This window comes from uncultured Coprobacter sp., assembly GCF_947855755.1.
Lineage (GTDB): Bacteria > Bacteroidota > Bacteroidia > Bacteroidales > Coprobacteraceae > Coprobacter.
Genome location: NZ_CANUAR010000022.1, coordinates 22411 through 39955, shown reverse-complemented (window position 1 = coordinate 39955; position 17545 = coordinate 22411). Strand labels below are relative to the sequence as shown.

The following is a 17545-nucleotide window of genomic DNA, read 5'->3' as shown; positions in this document are numbered from 1 at the left end:
TACAGACATAAGATACTGGGGATCTTTTTAATTATATGTCTTTTAATCCCGATGTCGGTTGTCCCGGTATCGGCTCAAGTACAGACGGAAGTTTCTACCGGAAAAGATTCTCTTTATGTCATCGGTACAGAAGAGAGGTCTATCGATGTTGTCGATACTACCGGATTGGAGGTCGACCGTAGAGATAGTGTCGTGTTCAACCCCGATCCGATGAAAGCCGTTTGGTTATCGGCATTAGTCCCGGGTTTAGGACAGATTTATAACCGGAGATATTGGAAATTGCCGATTGTAATAGGCGGGTTTATGGGATTGACATATGCCGTCTCATGGAATGGCAGATATTATACCGATTATTCTCAGGCATATCGGGATGTCATGGATAGTGATCCGACTACCGATAGTTATATAAATTTTCTTCCGTATAACCGTAGGAATGATAAAGAATGGATCGAATCGAATACCGAATGGCTGAAAAGTGCGATGAAACGGAAAAAGGATTTTTACCGTCGTAATCGGGATTTATGTATTATATCTATGATCGGGGTTTATGTCGTGGCCATGATCGATGCTTATGTCGATGCACAATTATATCATTTTGACATTACTCCTGACGTTTCGATGCATTTGCTTCCGGCTGTAATGGAGCCTACTCCGTTTTCGAGTACTTCATTGGGGTTGCAATGTGCGATAACTTTTTAAAAATGAATTGATTATGCAGAAAATAGTGCTTGTATTTCTTTTTTCGTTTTTGCTGTTCCCTGTTTGGGGGACGATAGACGAACCTCAGAAAATCAGAACAGCTAAAGATACGATTTCAGATCACGAAATCGTTTTACCAGAGAGCCTTGAAGCTGACGTCGATAGTCTTCTGTCCAGTTGGTTTTTAAAGAAATATGCCATAATCGATGAAAATTGTATAAGAAGCAGTGTTAATATAGATTATCCGGATTCCGTTTATATTCAGCGTTTGGCGGCTTTACCTACTGTTATCGAAATGCCGTATAATCAGGTTGTAAAAAGTTATATAACTCTTTATACTGAGAAGCGTCGTGAATTGGTCGAAACGATGATCGGTCTGAGTGCCTATTATTTCCCTATTTTCGAACAAGCTCTTGAAAAAGCCGGATTGCCTCTTGAATTGAAATATCTGCCGATTATCGAATCGGCTTTGCGCCCGGACGCTGTTTCCCGTGCGGGAGCTACCGGATTATGGCAGTTTATGATCGGTACGGCAAAACCTTTAGGTCTTGAAGTAAATAGTTTGATAGACGAACGTCGAGATCCTGTTCGTTCGTCAGAAACAGCCGTACGATATTTAAAAGAATTGTACAATATTTATCAAGACTGGCCTCTTGCCATAGCCTCCTATAATTGTGGTCCGGGAAATGTAAATAAAGCGATCCGCCGTTCGGGTGGCAAAAAAGACTATTGGGAAATTTATAATTATCTGCCGAAGGAAACCCGGGGATATGTACCTGCGTTTATTGCAGCTAATTATGTGATGCATTATTACCAAAAACATAATATTTGTCCGGTTCTTACCGACTTGCCCTTGACGACCGACACGATACAGATCAGCGACCGCATTCATTTGAAGCAGATTGCTGATGTTTTGGAAATTCCTATGGATCTATTACGAGGGCTTAATCCGCAATATCGAAAAGATATTATTCCGGGAGATACCCGTTTGAGAACATTGTGTCTGCCTGCGCAGCAGGCTTACGCTTTTATCGATGCGAAAGATTCTATCGTCAATTATCAATCTGAGATATATGGTCGGCGGACGACTGTCGAACCTGCAGGTTATTATGCTTCGACCGGAAGCGGCAGTTGGGTATATCATCGTGTAAGAAAAGGAGAGTCCCTTTCTGTAATCGCCAATCGTTATGGCGTTTCTGTCCGGAATCTCCGTAATTGGAATCATTTAAAGAATAATAATATCGTAGCCGGACGAAGACTGAAAGTTTATCGTGCCGAACTTGCTCGGAAAGCTCCTTCTAAAAAGGTCGAGAAACCGGATAGTATAACTGTCATCTCTAAGGATTCGACTTTTATTGCGCAATCTATGAAAGAAGTAAAAAACGAAACTGCCGTTATTTCTTCGGTTTCGAGTAAGAAAAATATTTCGACGGCACGTAATCCGCGCAATCCTGCCTATGATCGTTATCATTATCATAAGGTCATTCGGGGAGAGAGTTTATGGACTATTTCGCAACGTTTTCCGGGTGTTACTACTGATTTGCTAAAGAAAATAAATAATCTGAACTCGTCTTCTTTAAAGATCGGTCAGATCCTTAAAATTCCGGAAGTCTAAGAGCTTGTCTAATAGCCTGTTTAAATTTTCCAATAAAAAAATACTATCAGGTCATTTTTGCGTTCTCTTCCGGTCTTTTTCCTTGTTTTCCCCTCGTCAGATAGTCCGCTATCCTCCTCGTAAAAACAGAAAAACATACTCGGAAGAAATTCTCAAAACTGACCCGAGTAAAATTCAGACAGGTTCTTAAAAGCCTCTGAAACTCCTTTTTATTCCATCCCGAGTAGAATCGAAATTATCTTGATTATATAGAAATTTTCCACAATTTGTGTCAAAAAATACTCTTTCAGACAGGGTTGTGTATTTATTTTTGTGACATGATAAAATGTCTATAAATGAAGAACACGTTCTGTTATATCCTATTTGTTTTACTTCTATGTGTTTTTTGTTCGTTCGATGTCGAGCGCATTCCTGTCATTTATATGATCGGAGACTCGACAATGGCCGATAAACCTCTTTCGGGCGGAAATCCTGAACGAGGTTGGGGACAGATGTTCCCCGGATTTTTGACGCCGGATATTCGTGTTGATAACAGAGCTCTGAATGGACGCAGTAGCCGGAGTTTCAGGAATGAAGGGCATTGGGAACTCGTACGGAAAAGACTTCGTAAAGGAGATTATGTGTTTATCCAGTTCGGGCATAATGATCAAAAAGCTGATACTGCTCGTCATTCGGATGCAGAAACCGACTATAAGATCAATTTAGGAAAATATATAGATGAAACTCGGGAAGCTGAGGCAATACCGGTACTTTTTACTCCTATTGTCCGTAGAAAGTTTAACTTGGACGGTACATTAGCAGATACGCATGGGAAATATACCGATGCGGTAAGAGTTGTTGCTAAGGAAAAACAAGTTTTATTAATCGATTTAAATAAAATGTCTGCCAGTTTGCTGGAACGGTACGGACAGGAAAAATCTACTTCTCTTTTTGTCTGGGTCGAACCGGGAATCTGTGCAGCATTGCCTGAAGGGAAACAAGATAATACTCATCTTAATGTGCGAGGTGCGAGGATAATTGCCCGTATGGTCGCCGAGACGATAAAAGAGACTATTCCTGCTCTTGCTCCTCATATCGTAGTGTATGATTACGTTGTAGCCAAAGATGGTAGCGGAGATTTTTTTACTATACAAGAGGTCATTGATGCAGTACCTGATTTCAGGAAAAAAAGGCGTACGACGATTTATATACGGGAAGGCGTCTATAAAGAAAAGGTTATTTTGCCGGAGAGTAAAATAAATGTTTCATTTATAGGAGAGTCCCGAACTAAGACTATTTTGACTTATGATGATTATGCTTCTAAAATGAATGTATTCGGAGAGGAGATGTCTACTTCGGGTTCTGCTTCATTTTATGTTTACGCTCCGGATTTTATAGCAGAGAATATGACTTTCGAGAATAGTGCAGGACCTGTCGGACAGGCTGTTGCCGTTTTTGTGAGCGGAGATCGTTCTGTATTCCGGAATTGTCGTTTTCTGGGCTTTCAGGATACTCTTTATACTTATGATAAAGATAGCCGGCAATATTATGAAGGTTGCTATATCGAGGGAACGGTCGATTTTATTTTCGGAAAATCTACTGCGTGGTTCGAGAACTGTACAATTCACAGTAAACGCTCAGAAGGGTATCTTACTGCAGCGGCGACTCCGGCAGGAAAGGCATACGGGTATGTTTTCCATAATTGCCGGTTGACGGCAGATCGCTCTGTCGAAAATGTTTATTTGGGGCGTCCTTGGCGTCCTTTTGCCCGGACTTTGTTTATTGAATGCGATATGGGTAGCCATATTTCTCCTGAAGGGTGGCATAATTGGAAGAAACCCGATGCTGAAAAGACAACTTTTTATGGCGAGTATAAAAGTCGGGGTGGGGGTGGAAATTGTGAAGATCGAGTTAGTTGGTCGCATCAGCTTACGAATAAAGAGGCGGATCAGATAACTTTAAAAAATGTATTGAGTGGAAACGATGGGTGGAATCCCCAGATAATCGAAACAGTTAAATAGTATAAATATAAAATTATAACCATGAAACAGATGATGAAACGATTCGGATTTTTATTTCTTTTATGTTTGTCGGTGATCGGTTCGATCCGTGCAGAAGAGAAACTTTTGTATTCTACGACATTTCAAGATTGGGAATCTTCTTCTGCAAGCGATGATGCAGTCGTTGTACCTGCAAAGACTCATTTTTCGAACGAGGATTTTTCCTTTTCTTTGTCTCAGGTAGTTGTTTCTCCGACAGGAACAGATTCTAAATTTACCAGTTCTTATGTGACTCCCGGTTATATTCGGGCAGAAAAAAAAGATAATTCTGCTATCGAAATTTCTGCATTGAAGTCGGTTACGAAAATCGAATTTGTAGAAGCTGCTACCGGAAATGATCGGGGATTGGGTGTGCAGATAAAGTATGAAGGTCAGTCTGAGTGGGAAACGATTTTCGATACGCCATTGGACGGAACATACTATTATGATTCTAATAACGAGAAATATAAAGATACACAGGGACATTTGGTGTCTATTTCCATTCCGGAGGAAAAACAAAAGAACGTATCTATCCGCTTTTATAATTTGAATGGTTCTCAATATGCATTCCTGCTTAGTCTCGACATTTATGGCGATTATGTTTCTACGGCCGAACAGGTAACGTTGAGTACAAAAACGAATATCGAAGGTGCAGGGAATATATCCGTTTCTCCGGTATCGGAGACTTATGATATAAACTCGACAGTAAAAGTTTCTGCTGAGGCTGCTTTTGGATATGAATTCGTAAACTGGACAGATGATGATAGCGGTGCGGTATTGGGAAGCGATCCGGAGTTGGAACTTGTTTTAAATACCGATCGGAAAATAACTGCTAATTTCAATAAACTGACTTTGTATAAGCTGACTGTTTCTGTCAACGGTTCTCGGTGGGGTAAAATCTCTTTTTCTCCTGAAGCAGAGGATAATTTTTATCCGGAAGGAACTATCGTGACGCTTTCGGTGGTAGATAATCCTGTTACGATATTCGGAGGCTGGAGCGACGGGCAGACAGAAAAAGTACGTACTGTTCAGATAAACGGGAATGTAGAGCTTTCAGCAAATTTCGATCAAAAGGATTTTATTGTAGGGTGGGATTTTAATGATGCTGCCAGTGCTGAAAAAAGAAAAGAGATTCCCGCACCGTTCTATTCTGAATCTACGAATCAGGGATTGCTTTCAGCTTATGAGCCGACCGGAGCATCGGTAAATTGGTTGTACCATGCTGCGGAATATACTCCGGCACATGCAAATGCACGGCTTTGGACGACTGATTTCAGTTCTCGGCGTTATTTTCAGGCTCAATTTTCGACTAAAGGATATACGAATATAGAGGTTACATCGCTGATGTCCGGAAGTTATCAGGTATATTCTAAGCAAAAAATGCAGTATTCGTTAGATAATAAAGATTTCAAAGACCTTGTGACGATAGATCTTTCTTCGGTTTACGGGAAGTCGTTGTGGGAAGATTGTATCGGGAAACTTCCTGCTGAGGCAGAGGATCAATCTATGGTTTATATCCGTTGGATTGCTGACGAAACAAGCACGATATTGGGTTCGGGGAATGACGGTACGACCTTAGCTAATGTATTCGTGTTTGCCGATCCTAAAAATGAATATGATCCGGAAGCACCCGTATTAGCTTCGTCAGTTCCGGCTGAGGGTTCTTCTTCAGCTTCTGCAAATGGAGCATTAATTTTGAATTTTAACAAGAAAATAAAAGCCGGTACGGGAGATGTCGTATTGAACGGAGTCTCTTTAGTCCCTGAATATGGATCTACGTCTGTTACTTTGCCTTATACGAAATTAACTTACAATACCCCTTATTCTGTGGATATTCCGGCCGGTTTTGTAACCAATGTATCAGGGATACCTAATGACGCGTTTTCTGTAACGTTTACGACAATGAGTCGTCCCGATCCGATCGCAAAAGTTTTTGATGTCGTAGTGGCACAGGACGGTTCGGGGGATTATACGTCTGTAAAAGACGCAATCGATGCCGCACCTTCCGACCGTACATCTCCGTGGTTGATTTATATTAAAGCGGGAAAATATCAAGGCCATCTTGAAATTGCAAAACCGTATATTCATCTGATCGGGGAGGATGCGGAGAGTGTTATTATTTCGGACGACCGAGTCAGCGGAGACAATGATTTAGGCAAGCCTGTTTATTCTCCAACTGATGGGGCTACCGTATATGTCACCGGAGACAATTTTTATGCGACGGGTATTTCGTTTGAAAACGAATACGGAATAACTGCACAGGACGGACCTCAAGCTCTTGCCTTGTGTACTTATAGTGACCGGGCTATCTTGAATAGATGTAAGTTGAGAAGCTATCAAGATACTTACCTTACTTCGAATAAAACAGGGAGACGTCATTTCCTGAACGAATGTTTTATCGAAGGTGCTGTCGATTATATTTATGGAGCTGGGGATGTATTCTTTAATAAATGTACATTGTATAATACCCGTAAATCGGGAGGATATATCGTTGCACCGAATCATAAGAAGGAAGAAAAGTGGGGCTATGTCTTTGATCATTGCGTTATCGACGGAAATGCCGATGTCGAAGGGCTTTATTTCGGCAGACCTTGGCACGATTCGCCTAAGACGGTATTTTTATATACTACATGCAAAGTCCCTGTTTATGCAAAAGGTTGGTATTTTACGATGGGAGGTATTCCTGAAATATGGGCAGACTATAAAACCGTAGATGCATACGGAGATCCGGTCGATGTGTCATTGCGTAATGATTATTATTACTACTATGAAGGAGAAACAATTATAGATGAATCTACCGGACAACCGAAAAAAGATGAGAACGGAGTAACCATGAAAGAGAATAAAATTGAGGGTTACGCCAAAAATTCGCTGACTGATGAAGAGGCTGCAGCTTATACGATCGAAAATGTAATGAGTGGAAGTGATGATTGGGATCCGGCAATTATGACGGAGAGTGTCGAAGCACCGTCCGGTTTGAAGATAGATGGTAAGACGTTAAGTTGGGAAGCTTCGAAGTATGTCATCTGTTATGTCGTAAAAAAGAATGGATCTACGATAGGTTTTGTAAAGGCAGATGCGGCGGAGTTGGTATATGAGGATGAGCTGATGCAGTCCGGTGATGAATATACAGTTCAGGGAGTGAGTGAATATGGTATGTTGAGCGAATTGTCGGAAGTTGTTAAAGCTGATGTATCCGGGATAGAAACTCTTGATTTACCGGATTACATTGCTTATCGAAACGGTGATGAGATCGTGGTTAGAAATATTCCGGAATCGGCGACAGTAAGCGCTTATTCTTTAACGGGTACAGTCTTGGCACGGGAAAAAGTATCGGACGGTACTTTCCGGATAAGCACTGTTCAGCCTTGTATTATTCGTATCGTTTCAGAAAAAAAGACAAGTGTGTTCAAAATGTTGTGATAGCATTTATTAATTATTAATGTGTGTATTTGTGATGAAAGTCCGGAAGGGATCTGCCTTTCCGGACTTTTATTTTTTAGAAAGTTTTATAGAAGAGGGATAGCAGAAGCAAGGAATAACAATAAATGCACCTATTCTGTTGATTCCTACACATTATTAAGTGCCGGTCATGTGTATCTTTGTACCATTAAAGTTTATTACAAATGAAAAACATATCTATCTGTATTATAATCTCGATACTTTCGTTGGTTTGTGTGCAGGCGCAAACGCCGGCATTTCCCGGAGCAGAGGGGCACGGTCGTTATACGACCGGAGGACGAGGCGGAACTGTTTATCATGTGACTACGCTTGAAGATACCGGATTGAAGGGAAGTTTGCGTTATGCTGTTGTGCAGAAAGGAGCGAGAACAATCGTTTTTGATGTTGCCGGGACTATTTTTCTGAAAAGTACGTTGAAGATAGCGAATGACGATATTACTATTGCCGGACAAACAGCTCCCGGACAGGGTATTTGTATCGCGGGTTGGCCGGTATCCGTGTCGGCGAATAATGTTATTATCCGTTATGTGCGTTTTCGTATGGGAAATGAAAGTGGAACAGAGGAAGATGCTTTAGGCGGATGGGGGAAAAAGAATATCATTGTTGATCACTGTTCGATCAGTTGGTCTGTAGATGAGTGTTGTTCGTTGTACGGGTCTGATAACTTGACTTTACAATGGTGCATTATTTCAGAAAGCCTGCGTACGGCAGGACATGAAAAAGGCACGCACGGATATGGCGGAAATTGGGGTGGCGCTAAGGCCTCTTATCATCATAACTTATTGGCGCATCATGACAGCAGAGCTCCTCGTTTAGGTCCGAAAGCGGGAACTCAGACACGAGAATATATGGATTTGAGGAACAATGTAATTTATAATTGGTCGGGTAATGGTTGTTATGGTGGTGAGGGAATGAAAATAAACATCGTAAATAATTATTATAAACCCGGACCGGCGACAAAAAGTGCGGCAACTTCTGCTAAGGTGCGGTATCGGATTGCCGGAATCGGCATTCGTACGGAAAGCTATGTTTCTAAATATCCTGATTTTGCTCCTATGAAACATGTTTGGGGGAAATATTATGTCGACGGAAATGTTGTCGAAGGTTATTCGGACGTAACGAAAGATAATTGGACGAAAGGTATTTATGAACAGATCGACAATAATTCTTGTGACGGATTATATACTCAGGTTACAAAAGACACCATTAAATTAGATACTCCTCTGGAAACGGATGTTATAACTACTCATACGGCAACTCAGGCATTGGGACGTGTTTTATTGTATGCAGGATGCTCTCTTGCAAGGGATGAAGTGGACGCCCGCATAGTGAGGGAGACGGAGTACGGGATAACGACTTATACCGGAAGCGTTTCTGCAGATGCGAAAAGCAAACCGGGATTAATAGATTTACCAGATGATGTTAAACCGGAAGGGGCGACAAGCGCATGGCCGGAGTTATCGGACGGAGGAGTAACAGAAGCGGAATTGATAGATACGGACGGTGACGGGATTCCCGATGTATGGGAAGAGGCTCACGGATTGAATAAAAATAATGCGGCAGACGGAAAGATTGTTAACTCTGAGGGTTATACGAATCTTGAAGTGTATATGAACAGCCTTGTTGCAGAGATTACCGAGAATCAAAATAAAGTTGTAGATTATACGCCTATTGTCCCGACTTCTTTGGAGACATTGTTGAAGAATGCTTCTGCCGGAGATGTGCTGGAAGTGACAAGCGAGGTTATAGGAAAGGAGTTGACGGTAGATAAAAATATCACGATAAAGGCTAAATCGGGCTTGATAGGACCTCCAGTGTTGGAAAAGGTGACTTTTAAAATTAAAAATGGAGCAAGTATTGCTTTAGATGGTCTTATTTTATTTTATGATCGTCCTGATGAAGAACCGACTGACAGCAAATATCTGATCAGCGTCACGGGGGAAGCTCAGACGATTCCGGAAATTTCGTTTAGAAATTGCGAAATTTACGGATATGGGCGTGGTGCTGTTCGGGCTGATGACAAGACGAATATTGCTGTAATCGGTAAGTTGGAAGTCGATAATTCGGTCTTTCATGATATGTGTAAGGCAAGTCCCAATTATTCTGTTTTGGGATTTGCTAAAGCTGAGCTTTCAGAAGCGGAATTGACAAATAGCTCGTTTTTTAATTGTTCGGGGGGAGTTTTTGTAAATGGGGGAGCTGTGCCTCTGAATTTCAAAATGAGCAACGTGACGGTTTTGGATTGCGGAACGGATGCGGACGAGACTCAGACCGGGAATGCGGCGAGAGCATCTAATGAGATTATTGCTACCGGGGCTTGTACCGGTTCTGTTTATAGATTGGAGAATTGTATAATTTCAGGGTTTGAAACGAAAAAAGTCGTATTGAATGATGATGCGTATGTTCAAAATTGTCTGATTGAGAACGAGGTAACCGGTGACTTGAAAACCGATACGCGGATTAATGCTTCTGTCATCTCGAAAGATTATGATTCTTATATTTTGACTACAGACTATTTTGTCGGGGATGAGGTGGGTGATTCTCGATGGACGTTGAAATCTTCGGAGACAGGAGGTCTTGTTTCGGATTTAGGACAGAATAGCGATATGAGAGTTTGTGTTTCGGGAAATCGGATTCATTTTGCGGGTATATCGGGTACTGTTATGGTAGATGTATTTGCAATAAATGGAAGTATTGTTCTGAAAAAAACAGGAGACGGAGAGAGTATTTCGTTTGAATTGCCTTCGGGCTTCTATGTCTTGCGTGTGGTTTCGGGCAGACAAGTAAATGTATTTCGTGTGAATGTAAGGTAAAAAGATTGTTTTAGGTTTATTGCGTTTTAATTATGAGATTTTTTTGGTCAATAATATTGTTTCTGTTTTTTACTTTTTCGTTGCATGCGAAGATAAAGATAATTACGATCGGAGATTCTACGATGGCTGAATATGATCCTTCTACTACCGAAAAGGTCGGGTGGGGGCAAACATTATCTATGTTCGTTTTGTCGGATGCCGCTACGGTAATTGATGATGCCCGAAGCGGTCGGAGTAGCAAATCTTTTATTTCGGAAGGATTATGGGATGCTTCGAAAGCAAAAATATCTCCGGGAGATTATGTTTTGATACAGTTCGGCCATAATGATGAGAAGACAAATGTGGAAGGAACCGGTTCTACTATTCCCGAGTTTAAATCGAATTTGAAAATGTTCGTGTCCGAGACAAAAGCTGCCGGAGGAGTCCCGGTATTGTTTACCCCTATCGTAAGATGTAATTTTTCCGGAAATAAGATATCGGAGACAGGACGACATATAACGGCGGACGGAGATTATGCCGCTGCTGTTCGCGAGGTTGCCGCAGAGACCGAAACTTCTATCGTCGATCATACCGAGTTGACGAGAGTTTTGGTAGAGGAATATGGAGAGACGAAAGCTCTTTCGGAATTGTATGCGTCCGGAGACAGGACGCATACTAAAATGAATGGTGCTATTGTTTTTGCCCGATTAGCGGCTGAGGAATTGTTAAGACAGAACATTTTGTCAGATTGTCTTTCTGTTGCTCCGTCTTTAATGGTAAGTCCGTCTTCGGAGTGTGATTTCGGAATGGTTTATGTCGGTTCTTCATCGGAGTATCTTTTTTCTGTCAGCGGTTCATCTCTTGATCCGGCTAACGGTTCGGTGACGATAACTGTTACTGAAGGGTATGAAGTTTCTTTGATAAAAGAGGGGGATTATGCTTCTTTTTTGCGGTTACCTTATGAAAACAGAGAGTTGGCTTATACTTCTTTTTATGTACGTTTTGTCCCCGGTATAGCGGGAGATATAACCGGAGTTTTGACTTTGACCACCGGAGAGATGAAAAAAGAGATACTCCTTTCCGGAACGGGATTGGATGCATCGACCGGAGTGCGGTCGGAAGTCGTTTGGAAACTGGATGGAGACGAGAATCCTGTTGTATCCGGGTCGATAGTCGCTCTTCCCGAAAGTTGGAGTAATATGTTCGTTTCGGATTATAACCGTGTAGGCGGTATTTCGGAAAAATCTCAACGAAACTTGATTTCGGGAGGATCATGGCCTAAAGAGGAGGATGAGGTTTCGGATCGTTATATTCAGTTTGGGATTTCTATACCGGAAGGAAAAACGTTTACTGTGGATAATATCAGTTTCGTTGTTGCCGGTTCGGGGGGTAACGGAATGTGTTATCGGGCGCGTTATTTCAAAGCTTCCGATATTTCGGCTGTAATGACATTGAGTGAGCAGAAAAATATGTCGAACGGGGTGTTGAACGAAGTTTCGGTCAATCCGATGTTGGAGTTATCTGCTGGAGAAATACTTTATATACGTATATATCCTTGGTATTCTTCTGTGGCAAATGGAAAAACGATTTGCCTGAAGGATGTCAAGATTTCCGGCTTGAGTAAGGATATGAGTCCTTCGAATATTTTAGCAGAGCAATTTTCTCCGGAAATAAAGATAGATAAAACTGCATTTCGGGATAGTCTGACGCTTACTTATATATTAAAGGATAGAACCCGGACAAAAATTTCATTGATCTCTGCTTCCGGGCAGCTTGTACGTTCTTGGGATCGGGGTGTTCAGAGCGCAGGGATGTACGATTGGTGTATAGATGGCTCGATGTTGAATAAGGGGACTTATTTTATTTCTTTGCTAACAGAGCAGGGAAGAAAGACGATGAAAGCCTTAAAAAAGTAGAGGAATATTTTTATTTATCAGTCGAAGTAATTTTAAAACGCTAATTATATGAAACAAACCTTGAAAGACCTGACGAGAAAGTCCGTATTTTTGTCGATGATGTTATTGGCTTGTTCTGGAATTTTCGCTAAATCGAAAACAAAATGGGCAGTGAATCCCGAACTTCCGATGTCGGTAAGGATGTGTCAGTCTGAGATTATTCGTAATCCGGAGGGATGGATGCTCGATTTTTCTACAAAATTGAAATGGAATTATTGTCATGGACTTGAATGTCAGGCATTTTTGGATGTTTATGACCGCTATGGAGGAGATTATCTTTATAAATATGTAAAACAGTTTGCCGATACGATGATCAACGAGAACGGTCAGATATATGGTTATAAGAAGACAAATTATAATCTGGATCATGTAAATTCGGGAAAGATTTTGTTCAGGTTATATGAACGGGAAAAAGATCCGCGTTATAAAATCGCAATGGATACATTGCGAGCACAGTTGGCTTCCCAGCCTCGTACTTCAGACGGAGGATTTTGGCATAAAAAAATATATCCGTATCAAATGTGGCTCGATGGGATTTATATGGGATCACCTTTTTATGCTCAATATGCCGCAACATTTAATGAACCGGAAGATTTTGCAGATGTTGTAAGTCAGTTTTTGATCATTGCGAAACATACGTATGATAAGAAAACCGGTCTTTATCGTCATGCATGGGATGAGATAAAGGCATTGCCTTGGTCTGACTTGAAAACCGGGCAAGCTCCGCATGTTTGGGGTAGGGCATTGGGCTGGTATATGATGGCTATTGTAGATGCTCTGGATTTTATTCCGGAAAACCAACCGGGTAGAGACAAGATGATTTTGATTCTAAATGATCTTGTGAAAATATTGCCGGAATATCAGGATCAACGTACGGGAGCTTGGTATCAGGTCGTAGATATGCCGGATAGGAAAGGTAATTATTTGGAAATGTCTTGCACGCCTATGTATGCTTATGCTATTGCTAAAGGTGTGCGTAAAGGATATTTGCCTGAAAAAAGTTTGTCGATCGCTCAAAAGGCTTATCAGGGTATTTTGGATAATTTTATAGTAGTGGATGATAAAGGTATCGTCTCTTTGACCCGTATTTGCGGTGTCGCCGGGTTAGGAGGGAGAAAACCTTATCGAGACGGTTCGTTTGACTATTATGTGAATGAAATCGTTAGGGATAATGATCCTAAAGGTGTCGCACCCTTTATTATGCTCTGTCTTGAAATGGAGAAATAAGCGTGGAATGCTTTTATTTGTGTTGATTAAATAAACCAAAAGGGCCGTTCTGTTGTTGTTAATGGAGTCGGCCTTTGGTGTATTAAGAGCTAGTTTAAATTTTCCGGTAAGGAAAATATATCGGTTCTTCTTTATGTTTTCTTTCGGTCTGTTTTCTTGTTTTTATTTGTCGGATATTCCATTATCTTTTTCGTAAAAACACGAAACTTTTCTCAAAAGAAATAGTCAAAGCCGACCTGAGTAAACCTTAAACAGATCCTAACAGACTGTTTAAAGTTTGCTCAAAAAAGAATAAGATTGATTTTCAGAAGATTCGAGGCTGTTTAAGGCGAAAGAGTAATGAATCGTATTGAATTGTAATAATCTTAATGGCTTGAAAATCGACTTATTACCTTTGGGATAGGCTGTTAAAAAATATTTCTGTAAAATTTAAACAGACTTTAAATTCAATTTATAAAAATAAAGTCGTATTTTTGCGAAGAACTGTTACTAAAAACGATTTTACAATATTTATTCATTCTAAAATCAACAAGTTATGGACAGAGAAGAAATCGGTTTGAATGCCGGACTCGTATGGAATGCCCTTAATGAAAGCGAAGGTTTAACTTTGAAAGGGCTTAAAAAGGTAACTAAACTGAAAGATAAGCAGTTGTATGCTGCTTTGGGTTGGTTGTCACGTGAGGATAAGGTTACTATCGAAGAAGTTGAAGGTGACCTTTTGGTGAACTTGATCAAATACTAATATCTATAATAAAGGCTCTGAATAAAGAGCCTTTTGCTATTAAGTATTCTGTAGTGTTTGTAAAAGAAACGGTTTGGAAAGTTTTTCTGAACCGTTTCTTTTTCTTTGCGAGTATTTTTTTTGAGAACAATTTGTTTTATGCTTCTGTTACGTGTGAATTTTTGTTTTCAGAGAATCATCTTCGAAAGTATCTCTCCAAACTGACCCGAGTAAAATTTAGACAGGTCTAAACAGGTTCTAAAAAAAGGAAAGAAAATTAATCCCCTTTTATGTATAATAAAAATGAGAAATTGTATATTGCAGCCTGATTGTGTTAATAAATAGAGTGTATTCCATGAAAACATTTGCTTGCACGCTTTTTTTAAGTTTTGTTCTTGTTTTTTCTATTTCTGCTAATGCCGCTTATCCGATAATTGTAGTGGCTCAAGATGGCAGCGGAGATTTTGTGACTATACAGGATGCTGTCGATTCTGTCCGTGATTTCACCCTTGTACCTCGTGTAATACATGTAAAAAGGGGCATTTATTATGAAAAGGTAGAGATCCCTTCGTGGAAATGCGACATAACTTTAAAGGGTGACGGTCCGGAGGAAACATTGATTTATTATGATGATTATGCTGCATTGCGCCGGATGGGGACATTTCGTACTTATACCTTACAAATACGAGGGAATCGTGTAACGTTAGAAAATCTTACGATAGAGAATCGGGCAGGACGAGTAGGGCAGGCCGTAGCATTGCATGTAGAAGGAGACTGCGTAACTGTTCGTAATTGTCGGTTGTTGGGAAATCAAGATACATTGTTTACAGGGAATGAGAATAGTCGGCAGTATTATGATCGGTGTTATATAGAGGGGACTACCGATTATATTTTCGGCCCGGCGACTTGTTGGTTTGATCGTTGTATCCTTCACAGTAAATCCGATTCTTATATTACTGCGGCATCTACGCCGAAGAATCATAAAAACGGTTATATTTTTTATAAATGCGATTTGACAGCTTCCGATGGAGTTGTTAACGTGTATTTAGGTCGTCCTTGGAGACCGTATGCATCGGTGGTATTTTTAGAGTGCAAGATGGGAAGGCATATTCGTCCGGAAGGATGGCATAATTGGCGAAATGCGGAAAATGAGAAAACTGCCCGTTATGCCGAGTATGCTTCTATAGGAGAAGGCGCAAATCCAGAATCCAGAGTTTCTTGGTCGTTGCAATTGGATAAAGATGATGTGTCTTTATACGTTCCCGAATCTGTTTTGGGAGGGGATTGGTTTAGAAAGACGTGTATTGAAAGTGCGCATAAAAAATCCTCGTAATTTGTCGAAATTTCCCCCTTTTGATTTTGTATGGTGTTTATTTTTGCACTGAAACTAATTTAATAAGTGCTATGAAGAATATATGGACTGCTGTAATTTGCCTGTTACTTTGCTGGGGAACAGTTTCTGCACAATCTTATGTCTCGAAAGTCTGGGTCTCCGATTTGGGAAACGGAAAGTATAAGAATCCTGTTTTAGACGCTGATTATTCTGATCCGGACGTTTGCCGGGTAGGCGATGATTATTATATGACATCTTCGAGTTTTGCGTGCGTACCCGGTCTTCAGATTCTTCACTCTAAAGATATGGTGAATTGGCGTATTATAGGAACAGCTATTGAACGCTTGCTTCCTGAAGAACGTTTTTCTCAGATGCAACATGGAAACGGTGTTTGGGCACCCAGTATAAGATATCATCAAGGAGAGTTTTATATTTATTATGGTGATCCCGATACGGGAATTTACATGGTAAAGTCTAAAGATCCTGCGGGGAAATGGGATAAACCTGTATTGGTAAAAGCTGTTAAAGGGATTATCGATACCTGCCCGTTATGGGATGAAGATGGTAATGCTTATATAGTACATGGCTATGCCGGAAGTCGTGCCGGTCTGAAAAGTATTTTAGGATTGACCCGTATGACTCCGGACGGGACACAGGCGATCGGAGAGTCCAGAATTATTTTTGACGGACATATTGGCAATGCAACGATAGAAGGTCCTAAATTTTATAAACGAGATGGTTGGTATTATATTTTTGCTCCTGCCGGAGGTGTACCGACAGGTTGGCAAACAGTTTTACGGTCTAAAAATATATGGGGACCGTATGAGTGGAAAATTGTAATGGCTCAGGGAGAGACGGAAATAAACGGCCCTCATCAGGGTGCATGGGTGGATACTCCGGATGGAAAAGAGGATTGGTTTTTTCATTTTCAAGATAAAGAAGCGTATGGTCGCGTAGTTCATTTGCAGCCAATGAAGTGGGTTGACGGATGGCCTGTAATCGGAGTCGATAAAGATGGGGATGGTTGCGGAAGTCCTGTGTATTCTTATAAGAAACCGAATGTCGGGAAGACTTATTCTGTTGAAACGCCTGCAGAAAGCGACGAATTCGATTCTTTAGAATTAGGTTTGCAATGGCAATGGCAGGCAAATCCTAAACCGATATGGTATTTTTGTGACGGAGGTAACAGTTTGTTACGACTTTACTCTTATTATACCGAAAATCAGGTTAATTTATGGGATGTTCCGAATTTGTTACTACAAAAATTCCCAACGGAAGATTTTACGGTAACAACGAAGATTTCATTTGCGCCTTCTTCTAAATATACCGGAGAACGGACTGGTTTGGTTGTAATGGGGGCAGATTATGCCGTGTTGGCAATGGAAAATCGTGAGGATGGATTATTCTTGCTACAGAATGTGTGCCGTAAGGCTGATAAGAAAGGAAAGGAAGAGGAAAATGCGTCGGTAAAGCTATCTGATAATACGTTGTTGCTTAGAGTAAAGGTTAAGAAAGATTCTGAGAAAGAGGCTATCTGTTCATTCAGTTATAGTGTAGATGGCAAGAAATTTATTTCTTTGGGAGAAAACTTTACGGCAAAACCCGGTAAATGGATCGGCGCTAAAGTGGGATTGTTTATTACTCGCCCTAAAGCTATCAATGATGGAGGCTGGGTGGATATAGATTGGTTTAGAGTAACGAAATAGCTTTTAAAAAGCTTTGT

Annotated in this window: 10 protein-coding genes and 1 pseudogene; all 11 read left to right on the top strand. The window is 40.7% G+C overall.

The window, feature by feature from the left end; translation table 11 throughout:
• Nucleotides 1-51 precede the first annotated feature (51 nt).
• The 11 genes and pseudogenes from Q0093_RS11395 (at nt 52) to Q0093_RS11345 (ending at nt 17528) form a co-directional block, all read left to right on the top strand.
• Complete coding sequence (locus Q0093_RS11395) at nt 52-699, top strand: DUF5683 domain-containing protein (protein WP_297930531.1); 648 nt, start codon at nt 52-54, stop codon at nt 697-699.
• A gap of 13 nt (nt 700-712) precedes the next feature.
• Nucleotides 713-2314, top strand: coding sequence for a transglycosylase SLT domain-containing protein (locus Q0093_RS11390; protein ID WP_297930528.1), 1602 nt, complete (start codon nt 713-715; stop codon nt 2312-2314).
• 335 nt (nt 2315-2649) lie between these two features.
• Complete coding sequence (locus Q0093_RS11385; protein WP_297930525.1) at nt 2650-4314, top strand: pectinesterase family protein; 1665 nt, start codon at nt 2650-2652, stop codon at nt 4312-4314.
• 21 nt (nt 4315-4335) lie between these two features.
• The gene (locus Q0093_RS11380; protein ID WP_297930522.1) at nt 4336-7755 is read left to right on the top strand and encodes a pectinesterase family protein; all 3420 of its coding nucleotides are present in this window, start codon (nt 4336-4338) and stop codon (nt 7753-7755) included.
• A gap of 203 nt (nt 7756-7958) precedes the next feature.
• Nucleotides 7959-9443, top strand: a pseudogene (locus tag Q0093_RS11375) (polysaccharide lyase family 1 protein); the annotation flags it as partial.
• Between the two features lie 72 nt (nt 9444-9515).
• Nucleotides 9516-10607, top strand: a complete 1092-nt coding sequence (locus Q0093_RS11370; protein WP_297930577.1) for a DUF4957 domain-containing protein — start codon at nt 9516-9518, stop codon at nt 10605-10607.
• Between the two features lie 32 nt (nt 10608-10639).
• The gene (locus Q0093_RS11365) at nt 10640-12502 is read left to right on the top strand and encodes a GDSL-type esterase/lipase family protein (protein WP_297930519.1); all 1863 of its coding nucleotides are present in this window, start codon (nt 10640-10642) and stop codon (nt 12500-12502) included.
• Between the two features lie 48 nt (nt 12503-12550).
• Nucleotides 12551-13768 carry a glycoside hydrolase family 88 protein gene (locus Q0093_RS11360; RefSeq protein ID WP_297930516.1) on the top strand — a complete coding sequence of 406 codons (1218 nt, stop codon included), beginning with the start codon at nt 12551-12553 and terminating at the stop codon, nt 13766-13768.
• Nucleotides 13769-14303: 535 nt separating this feature from the next.
• The gene (locus Q0093_RS11355; RefSeq protein WP_009319618.1) at nt 14304-14510 is read left to right on the top strand and encodes a winged helix-turn-helix domain-containing protein; all 207 of its coding nucleotides are present in this window, start codon (nt 14304-14306) and stop codon (nt 14508-14510) included.
• A gap of 334 nt (nt 14511-14844) precedes the next feature.
• Nucleotides 14845-15822 (top strand): pectinesterase family protein, encoded by a 978-nt coding sequence (locus Q0093_RS11350; RefSeq protein ID WP_297930513.1) that lies wholly within the window; start codon nt 14845-14847, stop codon nt 15820-15822.
• A gap of 71 nt (nt 15823-15893) precedes the next feature.
• Nucleotides 15894-17528, top strand: a complete 1635-nt coding sequence (locus tag Q0093_RS11345) for a glycoside hydrolase 43 family protein (protein ID WP_297930511.1) — start codon at nt 15894-15896, stop codon at nt 17526-17528.
• The last annotated feature ends 17 nt before the right edge of the window (nt 17529-17545 follow it).

What these genes read in the sequence shown, in the direction of transcription:
- Q0093_RS11395 (WP_297930531.1), top strand. Translation starts at nt 52, where the DNA reads ATGTCGGTTGTCCCGGTATCGGCTCAAGTACAGACGGAAGTTTCTACC.
- Q0093_RS11350 (WP_297930513.1), top strand. Translation starts at nt 14,845, where the DNA reads ATGAAAACATTTGCTTGCACGCTTTTTTTAAGTTTTGTTCTTGTTTTT.
- Q0093_RS11380 (WP_297930522.1), top strand. Translation starts at nt 4,336, where the DNA reads ATGAAACAGATGATGAAACGATTCGGATTTTTATTTCTTTTATGTTTG.
- Q0093_RS11385 (WP_297930525.1), top strand. Translation starts at nt 2,650, where the DNA reads ATGAAGAACACGTTCTGTTATATCCTATTTGTTTTACTTCTATGTGTT.
- Q0093_RS11355 (WP_009319618.1), top strand. Translation starts at nt 14,304, where the DNA reads ATGGACAGAGAAGAAATCGGTTTGAATGCCGGACTCGTATGGAATGCC.
- Q0093_RS11365 (WP_297930519.1), top strand. Translation starts at nt 10,640, where the DNA reads ATGAGATTTTTTTGGTCAATAATATTGTTTCTGTTTTTTACTTTTTCG.
- Q0093_RS11345 (WP_297930511.1), top strand. Translation starts at nt 15,894, where the DNA reads ATGAAGAATATATGGACTGCTGTAATTTGCCTGTTACTTTGCTGGGGA.
- Q0093_RS11360 (WP_297930516.1), top strand. Translation starts at nt 12,551, where the DNA reads ATGAAACAAACCTTGAAAGACCTGACGAGAAAGTCCGTATTTTTGTCG.
- Q0093_RS11390 (WP_297930528.1), top strand. Translation starts at nt 713, where the DNA reads ATGCAGAAAATAGTGCTTGTATTTCTTTTTTCGTTTTTGCTGTTCCCT.